Annotated in this window: 24 protein-coding genes and 1 riboswitch; of the genes, 11 read left to right on the forward strand and 13 right to left on the reverse strand. The window is 70.3% G+C overall.

What is annotated here, in order from left to right; genetic code table 11:
- The 6 genes from MTBUT4_RS19230 to MTBUT4_RS00710 form a co-directional block, all read left to right on the forward strand.
- On the forward strand, positions 1 to 353 hold a 353-nt coding region (locus MTBUT4_RS19230; protein ID WP_217424083.1), incomplete at its 5' end, for a hypothetical protein.
- A 202-nt stretch (positions 354 to 555) separates the two neighbouring features.
- Positions 556 to 776, forward strand: a riboswitch (cobalamin riboswitch).
- A gap of 147 nt (positions 777 to 923) precedes the next feature.
- Entirely contained in the window at positions 924 to 1715 is a 792-nt protein-coding gene (locus tag MTBUT4_RS00690; RefSeq protein WP_173977739.1) for a DUF4198 domain-containing protein, read from the forward strand.
- A gap of 22 nt (positions 1716 to 1737) precedes the next feature.
- On the forward strand, positions 1738 to 2361 hold the full coding sequence (gene cbiM, locus MTBUT4_RS00695; RefSeq protein ID WP_173977740.1) for a cobalt transporter CbiM: 624 nt from the start codon (positions 1738 to 1740) through the stop codon (positions 2359 to 2361).
- Entirely contained in the window at positions 2354 to 2920 is a 567-nt protein-coding gene (locus MTBUT4_RS00700; protein WP_173977741.1) for a cobalt ABC transporter permease, read from the forward strand. The genes cbiM and MTBUT4_RS00700 overlap by 8 nt, the downstream gene beginning before the upstream one ends.
- 1 nt (position 2921) lies before the next feature.
- On the forward strand, positions 2922 to 3680 hold the full coding sequence (gene cbiQ, locus MTBUT4_RS00705; protein WP_173977742.1) for a cobalt ECF transporter T component CbiQ: 759 nt from the start codon (positions 2922 to 2924) through the stop codon (positions 3678 to 3680).
- A complete protein-coding gene (locus MTBUT4_RS00710) occupies positions 3681 to 4370 on the forward strand; it encodes an energy-coupling factor ABC transporter ATP-binding protein (RefSeq protein ID WP_173977743.1) in 690 nt (229 codons plus the stop codon).
- A 4-nt stretch (positions 4371 to 4374) separates the two neighbouring features.
- Here MTBUT4_RS00710 and MTBUT4_RS00715 read toward each other — a convergent pair whose 3' ends face one another.
- Together MTBUT4_RS00715 and MTBUT4_RS00720 are read right to left on the reverse strand one after the other, a co-directional pair.
- Positions 4375 to 5415 carry a glycosyltransferase family 1 protein gene (locus MTBUT4_RS00715; RefSeq protein WP_173977744.1) on the reverse strand — a complete coding sequence of 347 codons (1041 nt, stop codon included), beginning with the start codon at positions 5413 to 5415 and terminating at the stop codon, positions 4375 to 4377.
- A complete protein-coding gene (locus tag MTBUT4_RS00720) occupies positions 5343 to 6227 on the reverse strand; it encodes a UDP-2,3-diacylglucosamine diphosphatase (protein ID WP_173977745.1) in 885 nt (294 codons plus the stop codon). The genes MTBUT4_RS00715 and MTBUT4_RS00720 overlap by 73 nt, the downstream gene beginning before the upstream one ends.
- A gap of 189 nt (positions 6228 to 6416) precedes the next feature.
- On the opposite strand from MTBUT4_RS00720, the gene MTBUT4_RS00725 reads away from it, so the two are divergent.
- Positions 6417 to 7334 carry a diacylglycerol kinase family protein gene (locus MTBUT4_RS00725; protein ID WP_173977746.1) on the forward strand — a complete coding sequence of 306 codons (918 nt, stop codon included), beginning with the start codon at positions 6417 to 6419 and terminating at the stop codon, positions 7332 to 7334.
- Positions 7335 to 7366: 32 nt separating this feature from the next.
- Here the strand turns inward: MTBUT4_RS00725 and MTBUT4_RS00730 are convergent, their stop codons facing one another.
- From MTBUT4_RS00730 to moaA, 7 genes are all read right to left on the reverse strand, one after another.
- Positions 7367 to 8410, reverse strand: coding sequence for a glycosyltransferase (locus MTBUT4_RS00730; protein ID WP_173977747.1), 1044 nt, complete (start codon positions 8408 to 8410; stop codon positions 7367 to 7369).
- 2 nt (positions 8411 to 8412) lie between these two features.
- Entirely contained in the window at positions 8413 to 9165 is a 753-nt protein-coding gene (locus MTBUT4_RS00735; protein ID WP_173977748.1) for a glycosyltransferase family 2 protein, read from the reverse strand.
- The gene (locus tag MTBUT4_RS00740) at positions 9162 to 9839 is read right to left on the reverse strand and encodes a bifunctional 2-polyprenyl-6-hydroxyphenol methylase/3-demethylubiquinol 3-O-methyltransferase UbiG (protein ID WP_173977749.1); all 678 of its coding nucleotides are present in this window, start codon (positions 9837 to 9839) and stop codon (positions 9162 to 9164) included. Before MTBUT4_RS00740 ends, MTBUT4_RS00735 begins: the two co-directional genes overlap by 4 nt.
- A complete protein-coding gene (locus MTBUT4_RS00745; protein WP_173977750.1) occupies positions 9836 to 10978 on the reverse strand; it encodes a glycosyltransferase family 4 protein in 1143 nt (380 codons plus the stop codon). The genes MTBUT4_RS00740 and MTBUT4_RS00745 overlap by 4 nt, the downstream gene beginning before the upstream one ends.
- Positions 10979 to 10983: 5 nt before the next feature.
- Positions 10984 to 11703, reverse strand: coding sequence for a polysaccharide deacetylase family protein (locus MTBUT4_RS00750; protein WP_254434684.1), 720 nt, complete (start codon positions 11701 to 11703; stop codon positions 10984 to 10986).
- Between the two features lie 206 nt (positions 11704 to 11909).
- Positions 11910 to 12677, reverse strand: coding sequence for an NAD kinase (locus MTBUT4_RS00755; RefSeq protein WP_173977752.1), 768 nt, complete (start codon positions 12675 to 12677; stop codon positions 11910 to 11912).
- A 35-nt stretch (positions 12678 to 12712) separates the two neighbouring features.
- A complete protein-coding gene (moaA, locus tag MTBUT4_RS00760; RefSeq protein WP_173977753.1) occupies positions 12713 to 13696 on the reverse strand; it encodes a GTP 3',8-cyclase MoaA in 984 nt (327 codons plus the stop codon).
- Between the two features lie 216 nt (positions 13697 to 13912).
- Here moaA and MTBUT4_RS00765 point away from each other — a divergent pair, with 216 nt between their 5' ends.
- Positions 13913 to 14431, forward strand: coding sequence for a DUF2478 domain-containing protein (locus MTBUT4_RS00765; RefSeq protein ID WP_173977754.1), 519 nt, complete (start codon positions 13913 to 13915; stop codon positions 14429 to 14431).
- On the opposite strand, the gene MTBUT4_RS00770 is transcribed toward MTBUT4_RS00765, so the two are convergent.
- From MTBUT4_RS00770 to MTBUT4_RS00780, 3 genes are all read right to left on the reverse strand, one after another.
- On the reverse strand, positions 14417 to 15373 hold the full coding sequence (locus MTBUT4_RS00770) for a glycosyltransferase family 9 protein (protein WP_173977755.1): 957 nt from the start codon (positions 15371 to 15373) through the stop codon (positions 14417 to 14419). The two genes, MTBUT4_RS00765 and MTBUT4_RS00770, sit on opposite strands and share 15 nt — an antisense overlap.
- A complete protein-coding gene (locus MTBUT4_RS00775; protein WP_173977756.1) occupies positions 15370 to 16638 on the reverse strand; it encodes a nucleotide sugar dehydrogenase in 1269 nt (422 codons plus the stop codon). Before MTBUT4_RS00775 ends, MTBUT4_RS00770 begins: the two co-directional genes overlap by 4 nt.
- 61 nt (positions 16639 to 16699) lie before the next feature.
- Positions 16700 to 17800, reverse strand: coding sequence for a glycosyltransferase family 1 protein (locus MTBUT4_RS00780; protein WP_173977757.1), 1101 nt, complete (start codon positions 17798 to 17800; stop codon positions 16700 to 16702).
- 101 nt (positions 17801 to 17901) lie between these two features.
- On the opposite strand from MTBUT4_RS00780, the gene MTBUT4_RS00785 reads away from it, so the two are divergent.
- Genes MTBUT4_RS00785 through MTBUT4_RS00795 form a run of 3 tightly spaced genes read left to right on the forward strand, consistent with a single transcriptional unit; the run spans position 17902 to position 20782 of the window.
- The gene (locus MTBUT4_RS00785; protein ID WP_173977758.1) at positions 17902 to 19038 is read left to right on the forward strand and encodes a glycosyltransferase family 4 protein; all 1137 of its coding nucleotides are present in this window, start codon (positions 17902 to 17904) and stop codon (positions 19036 to 19038) included.
- Positions 19035 to 20297, forward strand: a complete 1263-nt coding sequence (locus tag MTBUT4_RS00790) for a glycosyltransferase family 4 protein (RefSeq protein ID WP_173977759.1) — start codon at positions 19035 to 19037, stop codon at positions 20295 to 20297. The genes MTBUT4_RS00785 and MTBUT4_RS00790 overlap by 4 nt, the downstream gene beginning before the upstream one ends.
- Positions 20294 to 20782 (forward strand): NUDIX domain-containing protein, encoded by a 489-nt coding sequence (locus MTBUT4_RS00795; protein WP_254434685.1) that lies wholly within the window; start codon positions 20294 to 20296, stop codon positions 20780 to 20782. Before MTBUT4_RS00790 ends, MTBUT4_RS00795 begins: the two co-directional genes overlap by 4 nt.
- Here MTBUT4_RS00795 and asnB read toward each other — a convergent pair.
- A complete protein-coding gene (gene asnB, locus MTBUT4_RS00800; protein WP_173977760.1) occupies positions 20773 to 22698 on the reverse strand; it encodes an asparagine synthase (glutamine-hydrolyzing) in 1926 nt (641 codons plus the stop codon). The two genes, MTBUT4_RS00795 and asnB, sit on opposite strands and share 10 nt — an antisense overlap.
- Positions 22699 to 22777 lie beyond the last annotated feature (79 nt).

A 22777-nucleotide genomic window follows, 5' to 3' on the forward strand; every position in this document is an offset into this window, starting at 1 on the left:
TAGGACGGGCTAGAGTAGCCCAGAGGCTGCTACATCATATCAAGTCGGAGAAGGGTTTTTTTGAAGGACGTATTGTCCCGGACGATCTCGGATCAATCGTCTGCGTAAAGGCAAAACGGACCAATACCCGTATCAAATCACAATCAGGCGCCTTTTTGCTTTTCGGCCATGAGGCCGCGCTCCCTGAGGCTGGGCAGGAGGGCATTGAGATTGCCCGTATAACCATTACAAATAAGCAGCATATCGTGCGGCAGCTAGATAGCCTTAATATAAATACCACCACGGTGTATCCTAGTATCGACCAGACAACAGTTCATCTAAGGAAGCGATACCTGGCGGCGCAGTCAAGATAAACGAGCGTAAATGATGGGTCTCATATACGCGTCTCATTTGAAGGGCTAAGACATGTTCAGTCAACGCACCATTGACATGGTCGTAGTGGACGAGTCCGTAGACTTCATTCGCAAAAAACGGGGGCCACAGACAAGCCCCGAAAACGGGGGCAGTCATTCCCCCCCCTATCTCCACCTTGACGCCCCCGCGGCATTGGGTGTAGCCCTTGCCCTGCGTGATGGTTCCCGTTCGGGCCAAGCCCGATGGGATTAAAAGGGAACACGGTAAGGGACGACCCAGACAGGGGCCCTCATCCGTGGCTGCCCCCGCAACTGTGAGCGGCGAGCTCGCGTCCGACAACGCCACTGGGCATTCGCCCGGGAAGGCAGGGCGCAGGCGACGACCCGCGAGCCAGGAGACCTGCCCACGCCGGCGGCCGCAAGGCCGCTGAAGCCGCATGGACGCCGGGGTGGGCGTTGTGGGTGTCGGGTTTCCGTGCCGGTCGCGTCCGGAAACCCCCGCCGGTTCCCCCTCAAGCGTCTCCCGAACCACCGCCCCGCCATGGGGGCGATCCGTCAGGGGGATAGCCGATGAAGCACACCGTTTTCGCCGTCGCGGCCCTGGCCGCGCTCACTGCTGCGACCGCCGCCCAGGCGCATTTCCAGCTGATCCACACGCCCGAGGTCAACGTCGCCAGGGCCGGCGAGCTGCCGCTCAAGCTGGTGTTCTGGCATCCGTTCGAGAACGGCCCGGTGATGGACATGGAGCCGCCGCTCTCGTTCTTCGTGGTCCACAAGGGGGCGAGGACCGACCTGATGGGGCGGCTGAAGCCGATCACCTTCCAGGGGGCGGCCAACAGCGCCAAGGCCTACGACGCCTCGGTGCCGGTCAAGCAGAACGGCGACTACGTCCTGGTGCTGACTCCCGCCCCGTATCTGGAACGCAGCGAGGACGTCTTCATCCAGCAGATCACCAAGGCCTTCATCAACAAGGGCGGCGTGCCCTCGGGCTGGAACCAGCCGGTGGGCCTGCCCACCGAGATCGTGCCGCTGAACAAGCCGACCAACATCCTGGCCGGCTCCACCTTCACCGGCCGCGTGCTGGCCGAGGGCAAGCCGGCGGCCGGGATCGGGGTCGAGGTGGAATACATGGCGGCCGAGCCGGACATGAAGGCCAACCGCGCAGGTCCGCCCAAGGCCTCGCCCATGCCGGGCGGCGCCGTGGTGGCGGTCACCGACGATGCCGGCATGTTCACCTTCGGCATCCCCAAGGCCGGCTTCTGGGGCTTCGCCGCGCTGGGCGCGGGGCCGGCCAGGCAGCACCAGGGCAAGGAGATGTCGCAGGACGCCGTGCTGTGGGTGCGCGCCCACGACGTGCAATAGGACAGGCCGAAGGAGGTTTCCCATGCATATCGTCGATGGTGCCTTGTCCGCGCCTGTGCTGGTCGGCGGCGCGGTTCTCGCCGCCGCCGGCATCGGGCTGGGGCTGCGGCGGCTGACGATCGAGAAGATTCCGGCGGCCGGCATCCTGTCCGCCACCTTCTTCGTCGCCTCGCTGATCCATGTGCCGGTGGGGCCGTCCAGCGTCCACCTGATCGTCAACGGGCTGGCCGGGCTGGTGCTCGGCTGGGCCGCCTTCCCGGCGCTGTTCGTCGGGCTGCTGCTGCAGGCGGTGTTCTTCGGCTTCGGCGGGCTGCTGGTGCTGGGCGTCAACACCGTCGCCATCGCCCTGCCGGCGGTGCTGGTGCATTACGCCTGCCGGCGCGGCATCGCCGCCGAGTCTCCCCACGGGGCGGCGATCTGGGGCGCGGTGGGCGGCGGCGCGGCCATCGCCCTGACCGCCGGCGCGGTGGCGCTGGCGCTGGCGCTGTCGGGCGCCGAATTCGTGCCGGCCGCCCAGCTGGTGCTGTTCGCCCACCTGCCGGTGATGGCGGTCGAGGCGCTGCTGTCGGGCGCCGCGGTGCTGCTGGCGCGCAGGGTCAAGCCCGAGCTGTTCGGGCTGATGCAGGCCGAGGCCGGCCATGCGTGACGCTCTCGCCGCCGTGGCCCTGCTGCTGGCCTGCGTGGCGGCCGGGCCGGCCCAGGCGCACAAGGTGGTGGCCTCGGCCTATGCCGAGGGCGCGCTGATCGAGGGCGAGGTGGGCTTCTCCAGCGGCGACATGGCGCCGGCCGGCACATTGGTCGAGGTGTTCGACCCGGCCGGCGCCAGGCTGGGCGAGACCCGCACCGATTCCGACGGCATCTTCCGCTTCACGCCGACCCAGGCGGTGACCCATGTGTTCCGCGCCGATCTGGGCGCCGGCCACGTGGCCGAGACCATCCTGGCGGCGGCGGATATGCCAGGAGCAACTGGTGCCCCGGCCGAGAGTCCGGCGCCAGCGGCACCGGCGGGCGCCGCCGGGGCTGCCGACATCCACGCATTGGTCGCCGCCGCGGTGCGCGACGAGATCAAGCCGCTGCGCCGCGAGATCGCCGCCTACAAGGAGAAGAACGATCTGCAGGCGGTCCTGGGCGGGATCGGCTACATCATCGGGCTGGTCGGACTGGGCTATTACCTGGCGGCGCGGCGCAAGCTGCGGCAGGGCTGACATGGCGGCGGTCCTGGACGGCGATGACCACGATCATGCCGGTCCGATCGGGCGGGTCGATCCCCGCGCCCGCATCGTCGCCGCCGTCGTCTTCGCCGTCGCGGTGGTGTCGTGCCGTCAGCCGGCGGCCCTCGGCCTCGGCCTGGGCTTCGCCTTCGCCCTGATGCTGCTGGCGCGCCTGCCGGTGGCGGCGACGCTCCGGCGCATGGCCGCCATGGACCTGTTCGTGGTGGTCATGCTGCTGACCCTGCCCTTCACCATGCCGGGCGACGTCGTGTTCGAGCTCGCCGGCTTCCCGGCCAGCCGCCAGGGGCTGGACCGCGCGCTGGAGATCGCGCTGAAGGCCAATGCGGTGGTGCTGGCCCTGCTGGCCCTGGTGGGGTCCATGTCGCCGGTGACGCTGGGGCATGCGCTGCACCGGCTGCGGCTGCCGGCCAATCTGGTCCACCTGCTGCTGTTCACGGTCCGCTACATCGACGTGCTGCACCAGGAATACCAGCGGCTGCGCACCGCCATGACCACCCGCGGCTTCCGCCCGTCCACGTCGCTGCACACGCTGCGCAGCTTCGGCTATCTGGTCGGCATGATGCTGGTGCGCGCCCTCGAGCGCTCCGAGCGCATCCTCGCTGCCATGACCTGCCGCGGCTTCGCCGGCACCTTCCCGCTGTTCGACGACTTCCGCCTGGGTGGGCGGGACTGGGCGTTCGCCGCCCTGGTGCTGTCCGCCTGCGCCATGACCGTGGCCGTGGAGATGCTGTAAATGTCGCCGCTGATCGAGATGTCGGGGATTCATTTCGGCTATCCCGGCCGGCCGCCCGTGCTCAAGGGCGTCGATCTCCGGCTGGAGGCGGGCGAGCGGCTGTGCCTGACCGGCGCCAACGGGGCGGGCAAGAGCACCCTGTTCCACCTGGTGGTCGGGCTGCTGCGCCCGTCGCAGGGGCGCATCCTGGCCTTCGGCGGCGAGCGCAAGGCCGAGGCCGATTTCCACGAGGTGCGCCGGCGCGCCGGCCTGGTGTTCCAGGACCCCGACGACCAGCTGTTCTGCCCGACGGTGGCCGAGGACGTCGCCTTCGGCCCGCTCAACCTGGGCCGGTCGCGGGCCGAGGCCAGGGCCATCGTCGCCGATGTGCTGGACCGCCTTGGCCTCGGCCACCTGCACGACCGCGTCACCCACAAGCTGTCGGGCGGCGAGAAGCGGCTGGTGACCCTGGCGGCGGTGCTGGCCATGGACCCCGACGTGCTGCTGCTGGACGAGCCCACCAACGCGCTGGACGAGCCCACCACCGAGCGCATCGTGGAGATCCTGGGCGGCCTGAAGCAGGCGATGATCGTCATCTCCCACGACCCCCACTTCCGCCGCCGGATCGCCACCCGCACCCTGCGCCTGGAGCACGGCCGGCTGGAAACGCCGCAGCCGAAATGCAGCCACGCCATCGGCGAGAAGGGTTAAGGGCCTACGCCGCGCTGCGCAGGCGGCCTGCCTCGAACGGGCGCAGATTGTCGAGGAACTGGCGGGTGCAGGCGGTCCACGAGAAGGACAGGGCGTGGGCGCGGCAGGTTTCGGGGGTGATCGTCAGGGCGTCCAGCGCCGCCTGGCGCAGATCCTCGGACAGCACCCCGGCGGGCGACTGGCCGATCACGTCGAGCGGGCCGGGGACCGGATAGGCCGCCACCGGCAGGCCCGAGGCCAGTGCCTCCAGCAGTACCAGGCCGAAGGTGTCGGTGCGCGACGGGAACACGAAGACGTCGCCGGCGGCGTAGTGGCAGGCCAGGTCCTCGCCGAACCGGGCGCCGACGAAGCGCACCTCGGGATGCTTGCGGCGCAGGGCCTCCATCTGCGGCCCGTCGCCCACCACCACCTTCGACCCCGGCAGATCGAGGTCGAGGAAGGCCTGGATGTTCTTCTCCACCGCCACCCGGCCGACATAAAGGAAGATCGGGCGCGGCAGGCCGGCCAGCGGCCCGTCCTCGCCGCGGCATTCGGGGCGCGGGCGGAAGGTCTCGGTGTCGACGCCGCGCGACCAGCGGCCGATGTTGCGGAAGCCGCGGCGCACCAGTTCGTCCTCGATGCCCTTGGTCGCCACCATCACCCGCGACGAGGCGCCGTGGAAGCGCCGCATCACCGCGTAGGACAGGGCCAACGGCACCCGCCAGCGGGCCTGGATGTATTCCGGGAACTTGGTGTGGTAGGCGGTGGTGAAGGGGATGCCGCGCTTCAGGCAATAGCGCCGCGCCGCCCAGCCCAGCGGCCCTTCGGTGGCGATGTGGATGGCGCAGGGCTGCGCCGCCTGGATCAGGCGCGCCACCTTGCGTCCCGGCTTCACCGCCAGACGGATCTCGGGATAGGTGGGACAGGGCAGGGAGCGGAAGCGGTCGGGGGTGACCAGGACCACCTCGTGGCCGTCCTTTTCCAGCTCGCCCCTCAGGGTATCAAGCGTGCGAACGACACCATTGACCTGAGGAAGCCAGGCGTCCGAGACGACGAGTATTCGCATTCAATCTCCTTGGCCTTGTCCTTGGCCGGCGGGGACGGCGCGGCCAGGCTGACGGCCGCTTCGGCAAGCCAGTGCAGCACCTCGAGCCGGCCGTCGGCATGCTCGACCAGGGCGGTGCAGCTTTCCACCCAGTCGCCGTCGTTGCAGTAGACGATGCCGTTCAGATCGCGCATCTCGGCATGGTGGATGTGGCCGCACACCACCCCGTCGACGCCCAGGCGGCGGGCCTCCTCGGCCATGGTGTGCTCGTAATTGTCGATGTACTGGACGGCGTTCTTGACCTTGTGCTTCAGGTAGGCCGACAGCGACCAGTAGGGCAGGTCCAGCCGGCGCCGCGCCTCGTTGAACCAATGGTTCAGCCAAAGGGCCAGGGTGTAGGCGGTGTCGCCCAGGTGGGCCAGCCACTTGGCGTATTTCACCACGCCGTCGAATGCGTCACCGTGGATGACCAGCAGCCGCCTTCCGTCGGCGGTCTGGTGGACGGCCTCGCGGACCACCTCGATGTCGCCGAACTTCAGATCGGCATAGTCGCGGGCGAATTCGTCGTGATTGCCCGGAATGAACAGCACCTTGGTGCCCTTGCGCGCCTTCCTCAGAACCTTCTGCACCACGTCGTTGTGGGCCTGCGGCCAGAACCAGCCCTTGCGCAGCCGCCAGCCATCGACGATGTCGCCGACCAGATACAGGGTGTCGGATTCGGTGTGCCTGAGGAAATCCAACAGGTATTCCGCCTTGCACCCGCGGGTGCCGAGGTGGACGTCGGAAATCCAGATGGCGCGGTAGCGCCGGGTCGGAAGGGTGTCGGCGGTCATGGACATCAAGCCCGCATGCAGTACCGCGTGGTGAACTTGAGCCGTTTTAGTATTCGGGCTGCGGCCATGTACATATAGATTGTGGCGACGAACCAAAAGTTCATCAAATTGCAGTGAGCCTGTAACAATTAATTCACTGCGTATTCATCCCCCCTTGCCGCTATATCCCCAACCATGTTGGCACATGCTATGACCCATTCGGATAGCCCCCTCATCGCCCCGGCGCAGCCGCGACGGGTGCTGGTGATCCACAACCCGACCGCCGGCCGCAATCGCAGGAAACGGCTGGAGACGGTGATCGGGCATCTGCGCCGCCTGGGCTGCGCCGTCGAGACCCGCGAGACCCGCTGCCGCGGCGACGCCGAGGAAATCGCCCGCAACGCCTGCGCCGACGACTGGGACGTGCTGGCCGCCGCCGGCGGCGACGGCACCGTCAACGAGGTGGTCAACGGCATGGTGGCCGGCGGCGGCGGTCTGGCGCTGGCGGTGATCCCGCTGGGCACCGCCAACGTCCTGGCCCTCGAGATCGGGCTGGACCCCAAGGACACCCGCCGCATCGCCGAGTCCATCGCCGAGGGTCCTGCCCGCACCGTGCATCTGGGCATGGCCAACGGCCGCCACTTCCTGCTGATGGCCGGGGCCGGCCTGGACGCCCATGTGGTGGCCGGGGTCAGCACAGCGCTGAAGCGCCATACCGGCAAGCTCGCCTATGTGGTGGAAAGCGTGAAGCAGGCCTTCGGCTACGATTTCCCGGAACTCACCATCCGCGCCAATGGCGAGACCTACGAGGGCCGCATGGCGGTGGCCTGCCGCGGCCGCTACTACGGCGGTCCCTTCATCGCCGCCCCCGGCGCCCGCCTCGACCGGCCCAAGCTGGAGGTCTGCATCCTGCCCCGGAGCGGCGTCGCCGGCGCGATGCGCTACGGCCTGGCGCTGCCCATGAACAAGCTGTCGTCGCTGCCCGAGGTCACCCACGTCTCGGCCGACAGCATCGTCATCTGCGGCCCGCGCGGCGCGCCCCTGCAGGGCGACGGCGACATCGTGGCCCGCCTGCCGGCCGAAATCAGCGTCGCCCGCGAGACGGTGGACCTGATCGTTCCGGAATAGGATAGCTCCCTTCCCCACCGGGGGGAGGACGCTCAAGCGCCGATCGCCGCGATCCGCTCGAACTCCGCCGCCGCCCGGTCCCAGCCCCAGGACCGTTGCAGCGCCAGGCAGTCCCTGTGCATGGCCAGCCACAGGGCATCGTCGGACAGCACCCGCACCGCCTTGTCGGCGAAGTCCTCGGCGCCGCGGACCGCCCAGCCGGTGCGGCCCTCGACCACCCGCTCGGTCATGCAGGCGATGTCTTCCAGCACCGCCGGCAGGCCCATGGCCTGGGCCTCCGCCACCGCCGAGCAGAAGGTCTCGCCGATGTCGCCGCGATACAGCAGGGCGCGCGCCGCCGCCAGCTCGTCCACCAGCTGCGCCTTGGGCACCGGGCCGCGCAGGATCACCCCCTGCCCCGCCATGGCCGCCGCCCGCTCCAGCACCGGCCCCATGCGGCCGGCCTTGGCGGCGCCGGCGGCGCCGTAGGTGGCCATGCCGGCGAAGACGTGCAGCTCGGCCGCCGGCACCCGGGGGCGGATGCGGCTTTCCCACACGTCCAGCAGCCAGTCCAGCGAGCGCATGGGGTTGGAGGTGAACACCGCCCGGGGCGGCGGCGCTTCCGTGCGCTCGCCGGCATGGGCGAACAGGTCGGTGAGGCCGTAGGGCACGATCTCGCGCCCGCCGGCGAAGGCCCAGCCGGGATAGGTGCCGGCATGGCTGGCGCCCGAGAACACGATCACCGGCCGGCGCCAGGCCAGCTTCCACTGGTAGCGCCATTTCAGCAGGTAGCCGGCGGGGTTGTGGATCCAGAAGATCACCCGCCGGGCGCCCCGGCACCGCGTCAGCAGCTTGTCGCCGCGATTGGGGATGTAGAGGTCGGCATCGTCGGGCACGCCTTGGGATATGGGCCGCCAGGTGACGCCGCGATGGGTCACCTCGGCCTCGCACTTGTTGCACACCAGCACGTCGTGACCGCGCGCCGCCAGGGCGTTGGCCATCTCGATGAAGCTGGTCTCGGCCCCGCCCAGCGGCCGCTCCTCCAGGGTGCGGCCGTCGAAGGAGATGCCGTCATCGGCCATCACGACTCGCGCCACGGTCACTCCTTCTCGTATTTCGCCTTGAAGTGCGACAGCAGCGGATAAAGCCCGGCGCACACCGCGATGATGAAGCCGTAGCCGCCTTCGCGCCAGCCGCCGCGCCGCACATAGCACTTGAAGAAGCGGCTGACCAGCCGGCGCAGGTTGGACGCGGTCGAGCCCCAGGTCTCGCCCTTGTCGCGCAGGTCGCGGGCCTTGGCCGTGGAATAGGAATCGAGGCGGCGGATCATGTCCGAGATGTCGCGATCGACGTAGTGGTCGAGCCGGTTCTTCAGCATGGCCCCCTTCGACCCCGTCCAGGTCAGCGAGGGATGCACCCGGTCGCGGCCCCAGACCTTGGCGCCCTTGCGGAACAGCCCGGGATAGGCGGCCTTGCCGTAGCTGGCGCCCCAGCCGTGGCGCACCAGCCGCTCGCCGATGTAGTTGTCGACCAGGATCTCGTGCCAGTCGGACCGGGACGCTTCGATCACCCGGCGGATTTCGGCGGCCAGGGCGGGGGGCACGTGCTCGTCGGCATCGACCTCCAGGATCCAGTCGCCGGTGCAGGCATTGATGCCGGTATTGCGGCGGTCGCCCTCGATGTCCCAGCTCCCCTCCACCACCTGCGCGCCGAAGGAACGGGCAATGGCGGGGGTGGAATCGGTGCACTTGTCGCACACCACCACCAGCTCGTCGGCGAAGGCCAGCGTCTCCAGGCAGGCGGCGAGGCGCTTCTCCTCGTTGTGGGCGACCACCAGGGCGGAGAGTTTCATCCCCGCTTCTCCAGCACGCCGACCACGGTGGCCTCCCAGAAATCGGGGCGATAGGTCAGCAGCCGCGACAGCAGCCCGTGCAGCCCGCGCTCGGCCAGGCGCTTCAGCGCGCTGCCGCCGGTGGTGCCGCCGAACACCGCCACCGCTTCGAAGCCGGTGGCGGCGGCCAGCTCGCGCAGGCGGCCGGCGGTGATGGGGGTGACGTGGTCGAAGGTGTCGAAATGCATCTTCAGGCCCCACGGCGAGCCGCAATTGGGGCTGCGCAGCACCACCCGCCCGCCCGGCCTGAGCACCCGGTGGATGTCCTTCATCAGCGCCACCAGCGCCTGCAGCGGCAGGTGCTCGGCGACGTCGAACAGGGCGACGCGGTCGAAGCGCGGACCGGGAAGGCGGTTCAGGTAGCCGGCGGCATCCTCCAGCCGGACCTCGAAGCCGGCCAGGTCGTCCAGCACCGGCGCCAGCCCGGCATCGGCATCGAGCCCGACCACGTCGGAGAAGCCGCGCGCCTTCAGGTAGCGCAGGAAGATGCCGGTGCCGCAGCCGATCTCGAGCACCGCCATGGCCGGGGTGGCGGCGGCGGGGCGGAGGAATTCGCGGTCGAACTGCTCCAGGTGCTTGCGCTTGACCTGGGGCCGGTCGAGGCGCGGCGCGGCATAGACGTCAAGCGCCTTCATGGCGTCACCTCGCGGGCGCGGAGAACGGGTCGCCGGCGGGCGCGGGCGATGGCGATGCGGTAGATCTCCAGCGTCTGCGCCATGCGGTGGTCGAAGCGCATGGCCTGTTCGGCGATGCGCCGGGCGTTGGCGGCGACACGGCCGGCGGTGGCGGGATCGGCCAGCACGGCGGCGATGGCGTCGGCCAGCGCCACCGGATCGGCCGGCGGCACCAGCCAGCCGGTCTCGCCGTCCTTGACGATCTCGGGGACACCGCCCACCGCACTGGCCACCACCGGCTTACCGGTGGCGAAGGCCTGCACGGCGACGCGGGGCTGGGCCTCGGTCAGCGACGGGATCACCACCAGATCGGCGGCCTGCATCAGCTGGGACACGTCGTCGCGGTAGCCCAGGAACCTGGCGTCCAGCCCCAGCCGCGACGCGGCGGCGCGCAGATCCGCCTCGTACCCGGCGCTCTCCGCCGTGGCCGAACCGGCCAGCACCACCGAGGGCTCGACGCCGCGCGCCTTCAGCAGGGCCAGCGCCGCGACCAGATGGTCCTGGCCCTTGTCGGGGCGCAGCATGCCGACGCACAGCAGCACGGTGGCGCCCGCGCCCAGGCCGATCTCGGCGCGCAGGCGGGCGCGGGTGGCGACCGGGTCGGGCAGGTCGAAGAAGCGCTCGTCGGCCCAGCCGCCGATGGCGGTGGACCGGGTCGGATCGGCCAGGCCGATATGGATCAGGTGGTCGCGGGTGCATTCGGCGACGGTGATGACGTGGTCCGACAGCCGCCATTGCAGGCGGCGGATCAGCGACGGCTTCAGGGGCTGGTTGACGTGGCGCGAGCGCACCACCGCGCACAGATCCATGCAGCCGAGCGCGGCCTTGGCGTCGCGGGTGACGTGGGAATCGATCACCTCGATGCGGCGCTCGCGCACCAGGGCGCGCAGGGCCATCATGGTCGCCGGGCGCCACGGGCGGTCGAAATCGAAGTCCAGCACCGGCAGGCCGAGGTCGCGGGCGCGGCCATAGGGCTCGCCGTCGCCGGGCGCCGCCAGCCACACCGCGTGGCCGTGGGACTCGAGCCAGCGCACCTGCTCGATGGTGCGATGCTCCATGCCGCCCCAATTGCGTCCCGGTATGGTGTGGAGGATGCGCATGGGCGTCAGACCAGGGCGTAGCGGGTCCACCACGCCGCACCGGGCGCGGGAACCATGGGGACGGAAACCAGGCCGCGCCGGTCCAGGGCCTGCAGCAGCAGCCGCATCAGGGTGATGGTCACCGCCGGCTTGAACGCGGCCCCTGGGCGCTCGTTGATGGGCTGGTCGTGCATCAGCACCACCGCGCCCTCGAGGCGGGGATCGGCCTCGAGGCGCGCCACCTCGGCGGCGCATTCACGCTCCACGTCGGACTCCGAGGCGCAGCGGGTGGAGATCAGGTGATCCTCGGTGGACAGGCCCCAATGGGCGAACTGGCAGCCCGGCATCCAGGCCGCCAGGGTGCGGTGGACCAGGGAATTGCGGTAGCCGCCGTTCTGCGGCAGACGCACCAGATAGGGCGACGGCGTCGGGCGGAATTCGGTCAGCAGCGCCTCGCAGGCGGCCATGTCGGCGCGCAGCCGGTCGGGACCGGCCTTGTCCAGGCGCACATGCTCCCAGCCATGGGCATAGACCGCATGGCCGCGCGCCACCATGTCGGCGACGATGGCGCGGTTCGGCTCGGCCCGGCAGCCCGACAGGAAGAAGGTGGCCTTGGCGCCATGGCGGTCCAGCAGGTCCAGCAGCGCCGGCGTGGTGTCCGGGTTGGGGGCGTCGTCGATGGTCAGCGCCACCTGGCCCCGCGCCTCACCGGGCAGGCGGCGCAGCACCGGCAACCAGGAACCCAACGACCACGAAACACCCAAGACCGGCACCCTTTCGCCATAACAACGGCGCGCATGGTGCCACGGCGTTCGGGTGGGGGCAATGTTGCGTCGCTTCTCCCCTCCCCTTGATGGGGAGGGGTCGGGGGCGGGGTGGAGTCGCACACTGATGCGCCGACGCGGTTCCCCCCCACCCAACCCTCCCCCACAAGGGGGGAGGGCTGGCTTTGTCAGGGCAGGAACTGCTCGGCCAGGATGCGTTCCTCCAGCGAATGCTCGGGATCGAACAGCAGGGTCAAAGTGAGGTCGGCGGCGCGGCTGACCTCGACCCGGGCGACGTCGCGCGCCTCGGTGTAGTCGGCCACCGCCGAGACCGGGCGCTTGTCGGCCTCCAGCACCTCGAACGCCACGCTGGCATGGTCGGGCAGCAGGGCGCCGCGCCAGCGGCGCGGGCGGAAGGCGGAGATGGGGGTGAGGGCCAGGATGCCCGAGCCCAAGGGCACGATGGGGCCGTGGGCCGACAGGTTGTAGGCGGTGGAGCCGGCCGGGGTGGCGACCAGGATGCCGTCGCACACCAGTTCCTCCAGCCGCGCCTTGCCGTCGATGCGGATGCGGATCTTGGCCGCCTGGCGGGTCTCGCGGAACAGCGACACCTCGTTGATGGCCAGCGCCTCGATGTCGCTGCCATCGGCCAGGCGGGCGCGCATGCGCAAGGGGTGCAGCCGCACCGCCTCGGCCCGGGCCAGGCGCTCCTGGAGCCCATGCTCGCGGAAGACGTTCATCAGGAAGCCGACGGTGCCGCGGTTCATGCCGTAGATGGGCACCCGGCGGTCGATCCAGCGGTGCAAGGTCTCCAGCATGAAGCCATCGCCGCCCAGGGCGACGATCACATCGGCCTCTTCCGGCGGCACGTGCGGATAGTGCGCCAGCAGGCGCGGCAACGCGGCCTGGGCGGCCTCGGTCTCGGCGGCGACGAAGGCGACCTTGGAGAAGCTCATACGCGACCTTACCGCATCGCGGCAGGAAACGCCATTCAGCCGCCGGTGACGCTCATGTGGCGGGCCATGGTCGGGCCGGCGGCGCGGTCGATGATGAAATCGTGGCCCTTGGGCTTGCGCCCGATGGCGGCGTCGATGGCCGCCTCCAGCAGGTGGTCGCCCTCCGAGGCGCGCAAGGGGGCGCGCAGGTCGGCGGCGTCCTCCTGCCCCAGGCACATGTAGAGGGTGCCGGTGCAGGTCACCCGCACGCGGTTGCAGGATTCGCAGAAGTTGTGAGTCATCGGGGTGATGAAGCCGAGCCGGCGCCCGGTCTCGGCCACCGTCACGTAGCGGGCCGGACCGCCGCTGCGGTGGTCGCTGTCGGCCAGGGTGAAGCTGCGCTCCAGCCGCTGGCGCACCGACGACAGCGGGATGTATTGCTGGACGCGGTCGGCGTGGACCTCGCCCATGGGCATGGTCTCGATCAGGGTCAGGTCGAAGCCGTGGGCGCCGCACCACTCCACCAGCCGCTCGTACTCGTCGTCGTTGACCCCCCTCAGCGCCACCGTGTTGATCTTGACCGCCAGCCCGGCGGCCTTGGCCGCCATGATGCCGTCCAGCACCTGGTCGATGCGGCCCCGGCGGGTGACCGCGGCGAAGCGGTGGGGGTCGAGGGTGTCGAGCGAGACGTTGATGCGGCGCATGCCGGCGGCGACCAGGCCGTCGGCGTATTTCGCCAGCTGGGTGCCGTTGGTGGTCAGCGTCAGCTCGTCGAGGCCGTCGCCGATCAGCGATCCCAGGCGGCCGATCAGCCCCATGATGCCGCGCCGCACCAGCGGCTCGCCGCCGGTCAGGCGCAGCTTGCGCACCCCCTTGCGCACGAAGGCGGCGCACAGGCGCTCCAGTTCCTCGAGGCTGAGCAGGTCGCCCCGGGGCAGGAATTCCATGTCCTCGGCCATGCAATAGACGCAGCGCAGGTCGCAGCGATCCGTCACCGAGACGCGCAGATACGTGACCTGACGGCCAAAGGGGTCGATCACCTGGTCCTCCCGTTCCTGCCCGCCACTCTAGGATAAGCGAGCCGCCGAAAACGAGTCTTGGCTTTGGTCAAGCCTTCTTCCTTATGTGCCCTCAGGCGCCGGGCGGGTTTCTCCGAAACCCTTGGCTTCCGCGGCATAAGCCGCGCGGCCCCTTGGGCCTAACCGTACTGCGAAGAGAGGTTCTCTTCGCAGTACGGTATCAGATAGTATCGCGCCATGCCCGCGCCCAGTCCCGCCATCGCCGCCGTCGTCTACGCCCCCGGCCAGCCGGTGGAAGCGCTGCTGCGCGATTTCGCCGCCGAGCTGGCCGCCGCCGGCGTGCGCCTGGGCGGGCTGCTGCAGCGGACGGTGCCGGGCCCCGACCATTGCAAGTGCCGCATGGAGGTGGTCGAGCTGGACAGCGGCCGGCACCTGTCCATCAGCCAGGATCTCGGCAGCGGGTCGTCCTCGTGCTCGCTCGACCCCTCGGCGCTGGCGGAAGCGTCGGGCGCGGTGCGCCGGGCCGTGGAGGCCCGGGTCGAGCTGGTCATGGTCAACAAGTACGGCAAGGCCGAGCAAAGCGGCGGCGGCCTGGCCGCCGAGATGCTGCAGGCCATGTCCGAGGGCGTGCCGCTGCTGACCACCGTCCCCGCCGCGCTGGTGGACGACTGGCGCGCCTTCACCGGTGATGCCGGCGCGCTGCTGGCGCCCGAGGCGGCGGCGCTGCGGGCGTGGTGGCAATCAGGCGTGGGCTGAGCGCCACAGATCCTCGGCCGCCGCGACCACCCGCTCCACCTCCAGGTCCAGCATCATGCAGTCGCCGCTGCGATGGTCGAAATCCGGGGCGTGGCAGATGTCCTCGAACGAACGCGGGCCGCGCACGGCGGCGCAATGGCGGCCGGTCGGCCCGTAGAACAGCTCGGAACTGGGGCCGAACAGCCCCAAGGTCGGCGTGCCCGAGGCGGCGGCGATGTGCATCAGCCCGGAATCGTTGCCGACATAAAGATCGGCGCGGCGGATGCAGGCGTGGATGGTGGCGAGGTCGGTCTTGCCGATCAGGTCGATGACCCGCTCCGCCGGCAGGGTGTCCAGCAGCGGCCGCACCGACTCGCGCTCGGCCTCGGCCCCGAACACCGCCACCCGCGCCCCGGGCAGGATGCCGGAGGCGGCGGTCACGGCCTCGGCCACCCGGGCGAAGCGCTCGGCCGGCCATTGCTTGGCCCCCCAATTGGCGGTCGGCCCCACCGCCAGCACCGGGCCGCCGGCGGGGATCAGCCGCGCCGCCTCGGCCTCCTGCGCCGGATTGTTCCACAGCACCGGCGCCAGCGGCCGCTCGATCCCCAGCACCGAGGCGAGGTGCAGCAGGCGATGCTTCGGCTCCCAGGACGAACGCAGGACCCGGCGTTCCAGGGTCGGCAGCACGTAGCCGATGCCCGAGCCGCGCAGATCCACCACCAGCGACCACGGGGTGGTCACGGTGGCCCGCCACAGATCGAGCCAATGGCCGGAGCGCTTGCGCTTGACCATGGGAATGACCCGCTCGACGAAGGGAGCCGGGCGGAACAAATCGGCGGCCGAGGCGCCGCAGGCCACGGTGAACCTGGCCCACGGCCGGGTCGCCGCCAGATGGGCGAGCAGGCCGGTGGACAGGACGGCGTCGCCGATGCGGCTGGCGGTGATGAAGAGTATCCGACTCACAGCGACCAGAGGCGCAGCCCCTCGGGCAGGGCGCGCCCGCGCCACAGCGCCTTGACGTCGGCCACCAGCCCGCCGGGCTTGAGCAGGGTGCCGAAATGCTCGGCGGTGAAGGCGCAATAGGGGGCGTGCGGCACCGCCCCGACGATGCAGTCGTAGCCGGCGAGCCCATCCAGCGACGGGATCAGGGTCTCGCCGTATTCATGTTCCGCCTCGGCCGGGTCGGCGAAGGGATCGTGCACATCGACGCCGTGGCCGCGCTCGCGCAGGGCGCGGATGACGTCCACCACCTTGCTGTTGCGCAAATCGGGCACGTTCTCCTTGAAGGTCAGGCCGAGCACCAGGATGCGGGACTTCGCCCCCAGCAGGTCCGAGACCTTGCCGGCCACCCACGGCCCCATGCCGTCGTTGATGCGGCGGCCGGCCAGGATGATCTCGGGGTGGTGGCCGTTGTCCTGGGCGCAGCGGGCCAGGTAGAACGGATCGACCCCGATGCAGTGGCCGCCGACCAGGCCGGGCTTGAAGTTGAGGAAGTTCCACTTGGTGGCCGAGGCCTCCAGCACGTCGTGCACCGAAATCCCCAGCTTCTGGAAGATCATGGTGATCTCGTTGATGAAGGCGATGTTGATGTCGCGCTGGGCGTTCTCGATCACCTTGGCCGCCTCGGCGACGCGGATCGAGGCGGCGCGGAACACGCCGCCGGTGGTCACCGCGCCGTAGACGCGGGCCAGCAGCTCGGTGACCTCGGGGGTCTGGCCGGCGATCACCTTGGTGATGCGGTCCACCGTGTGCTCGCGGTCGCCGGGATTGATGCGCTCGGGCGAATAGCCGAGGAAGAAGTCGGTGCCGCATTTCAGTCCCGACGCCTGCTCCAGCGCCGGGCCGCAGATGTCCTCGGTGACGCCGGGATAGACGGTGCTTTCGAACACCACCACCGCGCCCTTGGCCATGGCGCCGCCGACCGAGCGACAGGCCGACAGCACCGGGCCGAGGTCGGGCTCGTTGTCGTCGGTGACCGGGGTCGGCACGGTGACGATGTAGACGCCGCAGCCGCGGATGTCGTCGAGACGGGCGGTGAGGCGGATGGTCGAGGCCCGCAAGGCCGCCGCGTCCACCTCGCCGGTGCGGTCGAAGCCCTTGTGCAGCTCGTCGATGCGCGGCTGCGCGATGTCGAAGCCCACCGTCGGGAAATGGCGGGCGATGCCCACCGCCAGCGGCAATCCCACATATCCGAGGCCGATGACGGCGACCGAAGGGTTGGTGCTCATGAAGGGCAGATCCGATCCTCATCCAGGCAAGCCGGCACTGTTGCCGGGGAACGCGCCGTAGTCAACACCCGCGCGCGGCCTCGACCAGCAGGTCGGCGGTGGCCCGCGCCGTGGCGGCCCACGAGAAGGCGCCGCCGCGCCGCAGGGCCCGCCCGGAAAGCTCGCCGCGCAGGTCCGCGTCGCCGAGCAGGCGGGCCAGCGCCTCGCGCATCGCCGCGGCGTCGAGGGGATCGAACAGCAGCGCCGCGTCGCCGACGATCTCGGGCATGGCGGCGGCGTTCGAGCAGGCCACCGGGGCGCCGCAGGCCATGGCCTCGACCAGCGGATTGCCGAAGGTCTCGGCGGTGGAGGGAAAGACGAAGGCGGCGCAGCGGCGGTAGAGATCGACCAGCGCCGCCTCGTCCAGCCGGCCGAGGAAGGTCAGCCGGTCCGCCACCCCCAGCTCGGCGGCCAGGGCCATCACCTGGGCGTGGTACCAGGGATCGACGATGCGGCCGGCGACCCTCAGCTCGATCCCGGGCAGGCCGGCCAGGGCCCGCACCAGGGTCAGCAGGTTCTTCTGCACGTAGACGTCCGAGACGGTGAGCAGGAAGCCCTCGCGCCGCACCGCCGGATCGGGAGAGAAAGCGGGCGCCACGCCGTGATGGACCACCCGCACCTTGGCGCCGAAGCCGAAGGACAGCCGCTCCGCGGCATAGGCCGACACCGCCACGGCGCGACGCACCCGGGCGAGAGAGGCCCAGGTGAGCGCCGCCAGCGCCCACCAATAGAGCTTCTTGGCCAGGCGCGGTTCGTCGCGGCCGACGGTGACGTCGTTGCGCAGCACGATGACCTGATTCGGAACCGCCAGCGGCCCGAAATTGGCCGGCGAGAACACCACGTCGGCCCCCAGCCCGCGCGCCACCGCCGGCAGGCGCAGCTGTTCCCACAGCATCTCGCGGACCATGCCGCCGGGCAGCTCGACCGGATGGACCCGGATGCGCCCGTCCAGCGGCTCCAGCAGGTGCAGCAGGTCGCGGTGGCCGAGCAGCACCAGTTCCAGTCGCCCGTCCGTCGCCAGCTGCGGCAGCATGGCGCGCAGGTAGGTGACGCCGCCCCCGCTTTTCGCGTGCAGGGCATTGACCAGGACCGTGCAGGGGTGGCCGGCGAGTGCGTCGTTCATGCCGGTTCTATACTCCAGGACAGCGCCGGTGCCCAGCATGGTTGCCCCGGCCGATTCCGCGTGGCACCATTCGCCGCCCGCCCCCAAGTTCCGGCCCCCCCATGCATAGACGCCGCAAGATCCTGTTCCTGATCACGGAGAGCGGCTACCTGCTGTCGCACCGGCTGGAACTGGCCTGCGCCTGCCGCGACCTGGGATGGGAGGTGGTGGTGGCGACCCGGGTGATGGCCGGCAGCGAAATCGACATGCCCGGCATCCGCACGGTGCCCATCACCATGCGCCGCGCCGGCCGCCATCCGCTGCAGGAACTGGCGACCTTGTACCGCGTGTGGCGTCTGCTGCGCCGGGAGCGGCCCGACATCCTGCACAGCGTCGGCCTGAAGCCAGTCCTCTACGGCGCCACCGCCGCCATTTGCGCCGGAATCCCCCACACCGTCAGCGCCCTGGCCGGGATGGGCTACATCTTCATGTCCGCCAGCCTGCGCATCCGCCTGATCCGCCGCCTTCTCGTGATCTGGCTGCGCACGGTGCTGCGGCGCCGCCATTCCTGGCTCATCCTGCAGAACGGCGACGACAGCGCGATGCTGGTCGGCGGCCGGGTCGCCGACGCCGAACACGTCCGGGTGATCCGCGGCTCGGGCGTTGATCTGTCGCACTTCCGGCCCTCGCCCGAGCCGGACGGCCCGGTGGTGTTCGCCGTGGTGAGCCGCATGCTGGCCGACAAGGGCATCCGCGAGATCGTGCTGGCGTCCCGTGAACTCGCCCGGGCCGGAATATCGGCGGAGGTGTGGCTGGTCGGCGCCCCCGATCCGGAGAACCCGACATCCCTGAGCCGGGAGCAGCTCTCGGCCTGGAATGCCGAGGGATGCGTCCGATGGCTGGGCGAGACGTCCGACATCCCCGGCTTCTGGGCCAAGGCCCATGTCTGCGTGCTGCCGTCCTATCGCGAGGGCCTGCCGAAGGCGCTGCTGGAAGCCGCCGCCTGCGGCCGGCCGATCATCACCACCGACGTCCCCGGCTGCCGCGAGGTCGTCCTTGACGGGGTCAACGGGCTGCTGGTTCCCGTTTGCGACTGGTGCGTCCTGGCCGAAGCCATGGCGAAGCTGGCAGCCGACCCGGATCTGCGCCGCCGCATGGGGGCGGCGAGCCGGGCCAAGGCGGAAGCCGAATTCGGTGTGGCGGGGGTGGTCGATCAGACCATGGACCTGTACCGCCGCGTCCTGGAGGTGGGGCCGTGAAGATCCTGTTCCTGGCCGACAATTTCCCGCCCGAGACCAACGCCGCCGCCACCCGCGTCTACGAGCGCGCCCTCTATTGGGTGCGCTGGGGCCATCAGGTGACGGTGATCACCTCGGCCCCCAATTTTCCCCAGGGCACGATCCACGCCGGCTACCGGAACGACTGGTACGCGGTTGAAGAGAAGGACGGCATCCGCATCGTCCGGGTGAAAACCTTCATCACCGCCAACAGAGGCACCCTGCTGCGCACCCTCGACTTTCTCAGCTTCATGTTCACCGCCGGCGCCGCCGGTCTGGTCCAGTCCCGTCCCGACGTGGTGGTCGCCACCAGCCCGCAATTCTTCGCCGCCGTCGCCGGCTGGCTGATCGGCTTCTGCCGCCGCATCCCGTTCGTCTTCGAACTGGGCGACATCTGGCCGGCCTCGATCATCGGCGTCGGCGTCATGCGCCGCAATGTCGGTCTGGCCGTGATGGAATGGCTGGAGCTGTTCCTGTACCGCCGGTCCGCCTGCGTCGTCGCCCTGACCAACGCGTTCAAGGCGAACCTTTCGGAGCGCGGCATCGACCCGGACAAGATCGCGGTGGTGAGGAACGGCGTCGATCTGTCGCGCTACGCCCCCCGCTTGCGCGACGAGGATCTGGCGGCGGAATGGGGCCTTTCGGGGCGCTTCGTCATCGGCTATGTCGGCACCCACGGCATGGCCCACAACCTGATGAACGTGGTCGAGGCGGCGGATCTGCTGCGCCACCGCCCCGACATCTGCTTCCTGATGGTCGGCGACGGCGCCGAGCGGGCGATGGTCAAGGCCGAGGCGGACCGCCGCAACCTGCGGAACCTCGTCATGATCGGCCCGCAGCCCAAGAGCCGCATGCCGAGCATCTGGAGCGTCTGCGACGTCGCCCTGGTCCACCTGAAGGATTCGCCGGTGTTCGCCGAGGTCATCCCCTCGAAGATCTTCGAGGCCATGGGCATGGGCAAGCCGCTGCTGGGGGTGATGCCCAAGGGCGAGGCGCAGGAAATCATCGAACGCGAGGAGGCCGGGCTGTGGGTGCCGGCGGGCGACCCGGAAAAGCTGGCCGAGGCCGCGGCGCGCCTGAAGGATGAACACGACCTGCTGGCACGCCTTGCCGAACGCAGCCATGCCGCCGCACCCTTCTATTCGCGGCGCACCCAGGCCTGGCAGATGCTGCAGGCGCTGGAGATCGCGGCGGCCGGCTGGGGGGCGCATGCGGGGCGCCGCCTGGAGATGCCGACGTGACCGGGCGGCCCGGCAACCAGCTGCATTTCCTCGAAGACCCGACACCCATGCGGCTGCGCCCCGCCGCCGCGGCCATCCTGGTCACCGTCGATGGTCGCTATGTCCTGCAGTTGCGCGACGACACCCCCGGCATTCCCTATCCCGGACACTGGGCCTGCTTCGGCGGCGCGCTGGAGGACGGCGAGGACCCGCCTGCCGCCCTGGTGCGCGAGCTGGCCGAGGAAACCGGCCTCGCCTTCGCCTTGGCCGAACTGTCCTACTTCACCACCAGTACCTTCGACTACGCCTTCGCCGCCGGTCCGATGCTGACCCGCACCTACTTCACCGTGACCATGGACGACGCGCGGCTGGCGGCGGTGCGCCTGACCGAAGGGCGCAACTGGGCGGCGCTTTCGCCCGGCGAGGTGTTCGGCGAGATCCGGCTCGCCCCCTATGACGGCTTCGTGCTGTGGATGCACGCCAGCCGGCGGCGGTTTCACTGGTAGGTCCGCTGCGCCTCGAGCCACGCCTGGAACATCAGCACGTCCCACAGCGGATATTGCCAGTTGGCGGTGCCGGCCAGATGCTGGCGCCAGCGGGCGCGAATGGGCGCCGGATCGAGAAAACCCTCGTGCCGAAGCCGGCTTTCGTCGAGCAGGGACTCGGCCCAGTCCCGCAACGGCCCCTTCAGCCATGCCCCGATGGGAACCCCGAACCCCATCTTCGGCCGTTCGACCAGCGCGTCGGGCACGTAACGGGACAGCACCCGGCGAAGCAGCCATTTCCCCCGTCCCGCCCGTATCCGCTGCCCAAGCGGCAGCCCGAGCGCGAATTCCACCACCCGGTGATCGAGCAGGGGCACCCGCGCCTCGAGGGAAAAGGCCATGCTGGCCCGGTCCACCTTGGTCAGGATGTCGTCGGGCAGGTAGCTCGACAGATCGGCCAACTGCATGCGGGTGACGAAGTCCGGGATGCGCCGCGCCAGGCCGGGTTGGTCGAGCTTGCCCGGCGCCTCGGCACCGGCGCCGATGACCACGGCGGCCGGGTCGTGCCAATGGCTGACCAGGCGCTTGTAGAAATCCTCGGGGCGGCGGACCGTCAGCACGTCGGCGAGCTTGTACAGCCGGTCGCCGGGATGGGCGGGACGCCAGCGGGCCGGCACCGGCGCCGCCAGGCGGTCCCAGGCCGACGGCGGCACCATCCGCACCAGGCCCGCGGCGGCGGCCCGCAACGGGCGCGGCACCGCGACCAGGGCCGGCCCGAAGCGGCGGGCGACGGCATAACGGGTGTAGCCCGCGAACAATTCGTCGCCGCCGTCCCCCGACAGCGCGACGGTGACGTGCGCGCGCGTCATCCGCGACAGCAGCGCGGTGGGGATCTGCGACGAATCGCCGAACGGCTCGTCATACCAGCGGGGCAGCTCGGGGATCACCTCGAGGGCATGGCCGGGCTCGACCATCAGACGGGTGTGGTCGGTGCCGAGATGGCGCGCCACCGCGGCGGCATGTTCGGATTCGTCGTAGGCGGCTTCGCGAAAGCCGATGGAGAAGGTGCGCACCCGGCGCCCGCTTTGCGCCTGCATCAGCGCTGCCACGGTGGACGAATCGATGCCGCCGGACAGAAAGGCGCCCAGGGGCACGTCGGCCACCATCTGGCGCGCCACCGCGTCGCGTAGCAGGGCATCCAGCGCCGCGACCGCTTCCGGCGCGCTCATGGCGGCGGGCGCGGCGGCGGCGCATTCGGTCGCGTCCCAGTAGCGGCGGATCACCGGCCGCGCGCCCGGCCGCCAGCTCAATACCGTCGCCGGCTCCAGCTTGGCGATCCCGCTCCAGATGGTCCCGGGCGCCGGGACATAGCCGAAGCGCAGGAACGAGGCCACCGCCGAGCGGTCGATCTCGGCATGCCAGCCGGAACGCGCCTGCAGCGCCTTCAGTTCCGACGCGAAGGCCAGCCCGTCCTCGCCGCCGCTCCAGTACAGCGGCTTGATGCCGAGCCGGTCGCGCGCCAGCCGGAGGCACCTTTCGGCCCGGTCCCACAGGGCGAAGGCGAACATGCCGTTGAGGCGTTCCAGCGTCTTGTCGATGCCCCAGGCCTCGCAGGCCTCGACCACCACCTCGGTGTCGGAATGGCCGCGGAAGGCCAGGCCGGCGGCCTCGAGCGCGCGGCGCAGCTCGTCGGCATTGTAGACCTCGCCGTTATAGACGATGACGGATCGGCCCGAGGCCGATGCCATCGGCTGCCGCCCGGCGGGCGACAGATCGACCACCGCCAGGCGGCGATGGCCGAGGCAGGCGGGAACCTCCGGATCCAGCCACAGGCCGTCGCCGTCGGGGCCGCGATGCGCCAGGGTGGCGATCATCGCCGCCCCGTCCTCGCGAAGCCTGTCCGTCCTGCCGCCGATGAAACCCGCGATGCCGCACATCGGGCCTTCCTACGCCGGATGGGCGGCGGGTTCAACAGAGTCCTGGACAGGTCAGGCACCGTTGCGCAAGATGGCCGCC

The organism is Magnetospirillum sp. UT-4, assembly GCF_902729435.1.
GTDB lineage: Bacteria > Pseudomonadota > Alphaproteobacteria > Rhodospirillales > Magnetospirillaceae > Magnetospirillum.

What these genes read in the sequence shown, in the direction of transcription:
- MTBUT4_RS00780 (WP_173977757.1), bottom strand. Translation starts at nt 17,800, where the DNA reads ATGAACGACGCACTCGCCGGCCACCCCTGCACGGTCCTGGTCAATGCC.
- asnB (WP_173977760.1), bottom strand. Translation starts at nt 22,698, where the DNA reads ATGTGCGGCATCGCGGGTTTCATCGGCGGCAGGACGGACAGGCTTCGC.
- MTBUT4_RS00785 (WP_173977758.1), top strand. Translation starts at nt 17,902, where the DNA reads ATGCATAGACGCCGCAAGATCCTGTTCCTGATCACGGAGAGCGGCTAC.
- MTBUT4_RS00740 (WP_173977749.1), bottom strand. Translation starts at nt 9,839, where the DNA reads ATGAAGGCGCTTGACGTCTATGCCGCGCCGCGCCTCGACCGGCCCCAG.
- MTBUT4_RS00720 (WP_173977745.1), bottom strand. Translation starts at nt 6,227, where the DNA reads ATGACCGCCGACACCCTTCCGACCCGGCGCTACCGCGCCATCTGGATT.
- cbiQ (WP_173977742.1), top strand. Translation starts at nt 2,922, where the DNA reads ATGGCGGCGGTCCTGGACGGCGATGACCACGATCATGCCGGTCCGATC.
- MTBUT4_RS00710 (WP_173977743.1), top strand. Translation starts at nt 3,681, where the DNA reads ATGTCGCCGCTGATCGAGATGTCGGGGATTCATTTCGGCTATCCCGGC.
- MTBUT4_RS00700 (WP_173977741.1), top strand. Translation starts at nt 2,354, where the DNA reads ATGCGTGACGCTCTCGCCGCCGTGGCCCTGCTGCTGGCCTGCGTGGCG.
- MTBUT4_RS00715 (WP_173977744.1), bottom strand. Translation starts at nt 5,415, where the DNA reads ATGCGAATACTCGTCGTCTCGGACGCCTGGCTTCCTCAGGTCAATGGT.
- MTBUT4_RS00775 (WP_173977756.1), bottom strand. Translation starts at nt 16,638, where the DNA reads ATGAGCACCAACCCTTCGGTCGCCGTCATCGGCCTCGGATATGTGGGA.
- MTBUT4_RS00765 (WP_173977754.1), top strand. Translation starts at nt 13,913, where the DNA reads ATGCCCGCGCCCAGTCCCGCCATCGCCGCCGTCGTCTACGCCCCCGGC.
- MTBUT4_RS00745 (WP_173977750.1), bottom strand. Translation starts at nt 10,978, where the DNA reads ATGCGCATCCTCCACACCATACCGGGACGCAATTGGGGCGGCATGGAG.
- MTBUT4_RS00735 (WP_173977748.1), bottom strand. Translation starts at nt 9,165, where the DNA reads ATGAAACTCTCCGCCCTGGTGGTCGCCCACAACGAGGAGAAGCGCCTC.
- MTBUT4_RS00725 (WP_173977746.1), top strand. Translation starts at nt 6,417, where the DNA reads ATGACCCATTCGGATAGCCCCCTCATCGCCCCGGCGCAGCCGCGACGG.
- cbiM (WP_173977740.1), top strand. Translation starts at nt 1,738, where the DNA reads ATGCATATCGTCGATGGTGCCTTGTCCGCGCCTGTGCTGGTCGGCGGC.
- MTBUT4_RS00690 (WP_173977739.1), top strand. Translation starts at nt 924, where the DNA reads ATGAAGCACACCGTTTTCGCCGTCGCGGCCCTGGCCGCGCTCACTGCT.
- MTBUT4_RS00755 (WP_173977752.1), bottom strand. Translation starts at nt 12,677, where the DNA reads ATGAGCTTCTCCAAGGTCGCCTTCGTCGCCGCCGAGACCGAGGCCGCC.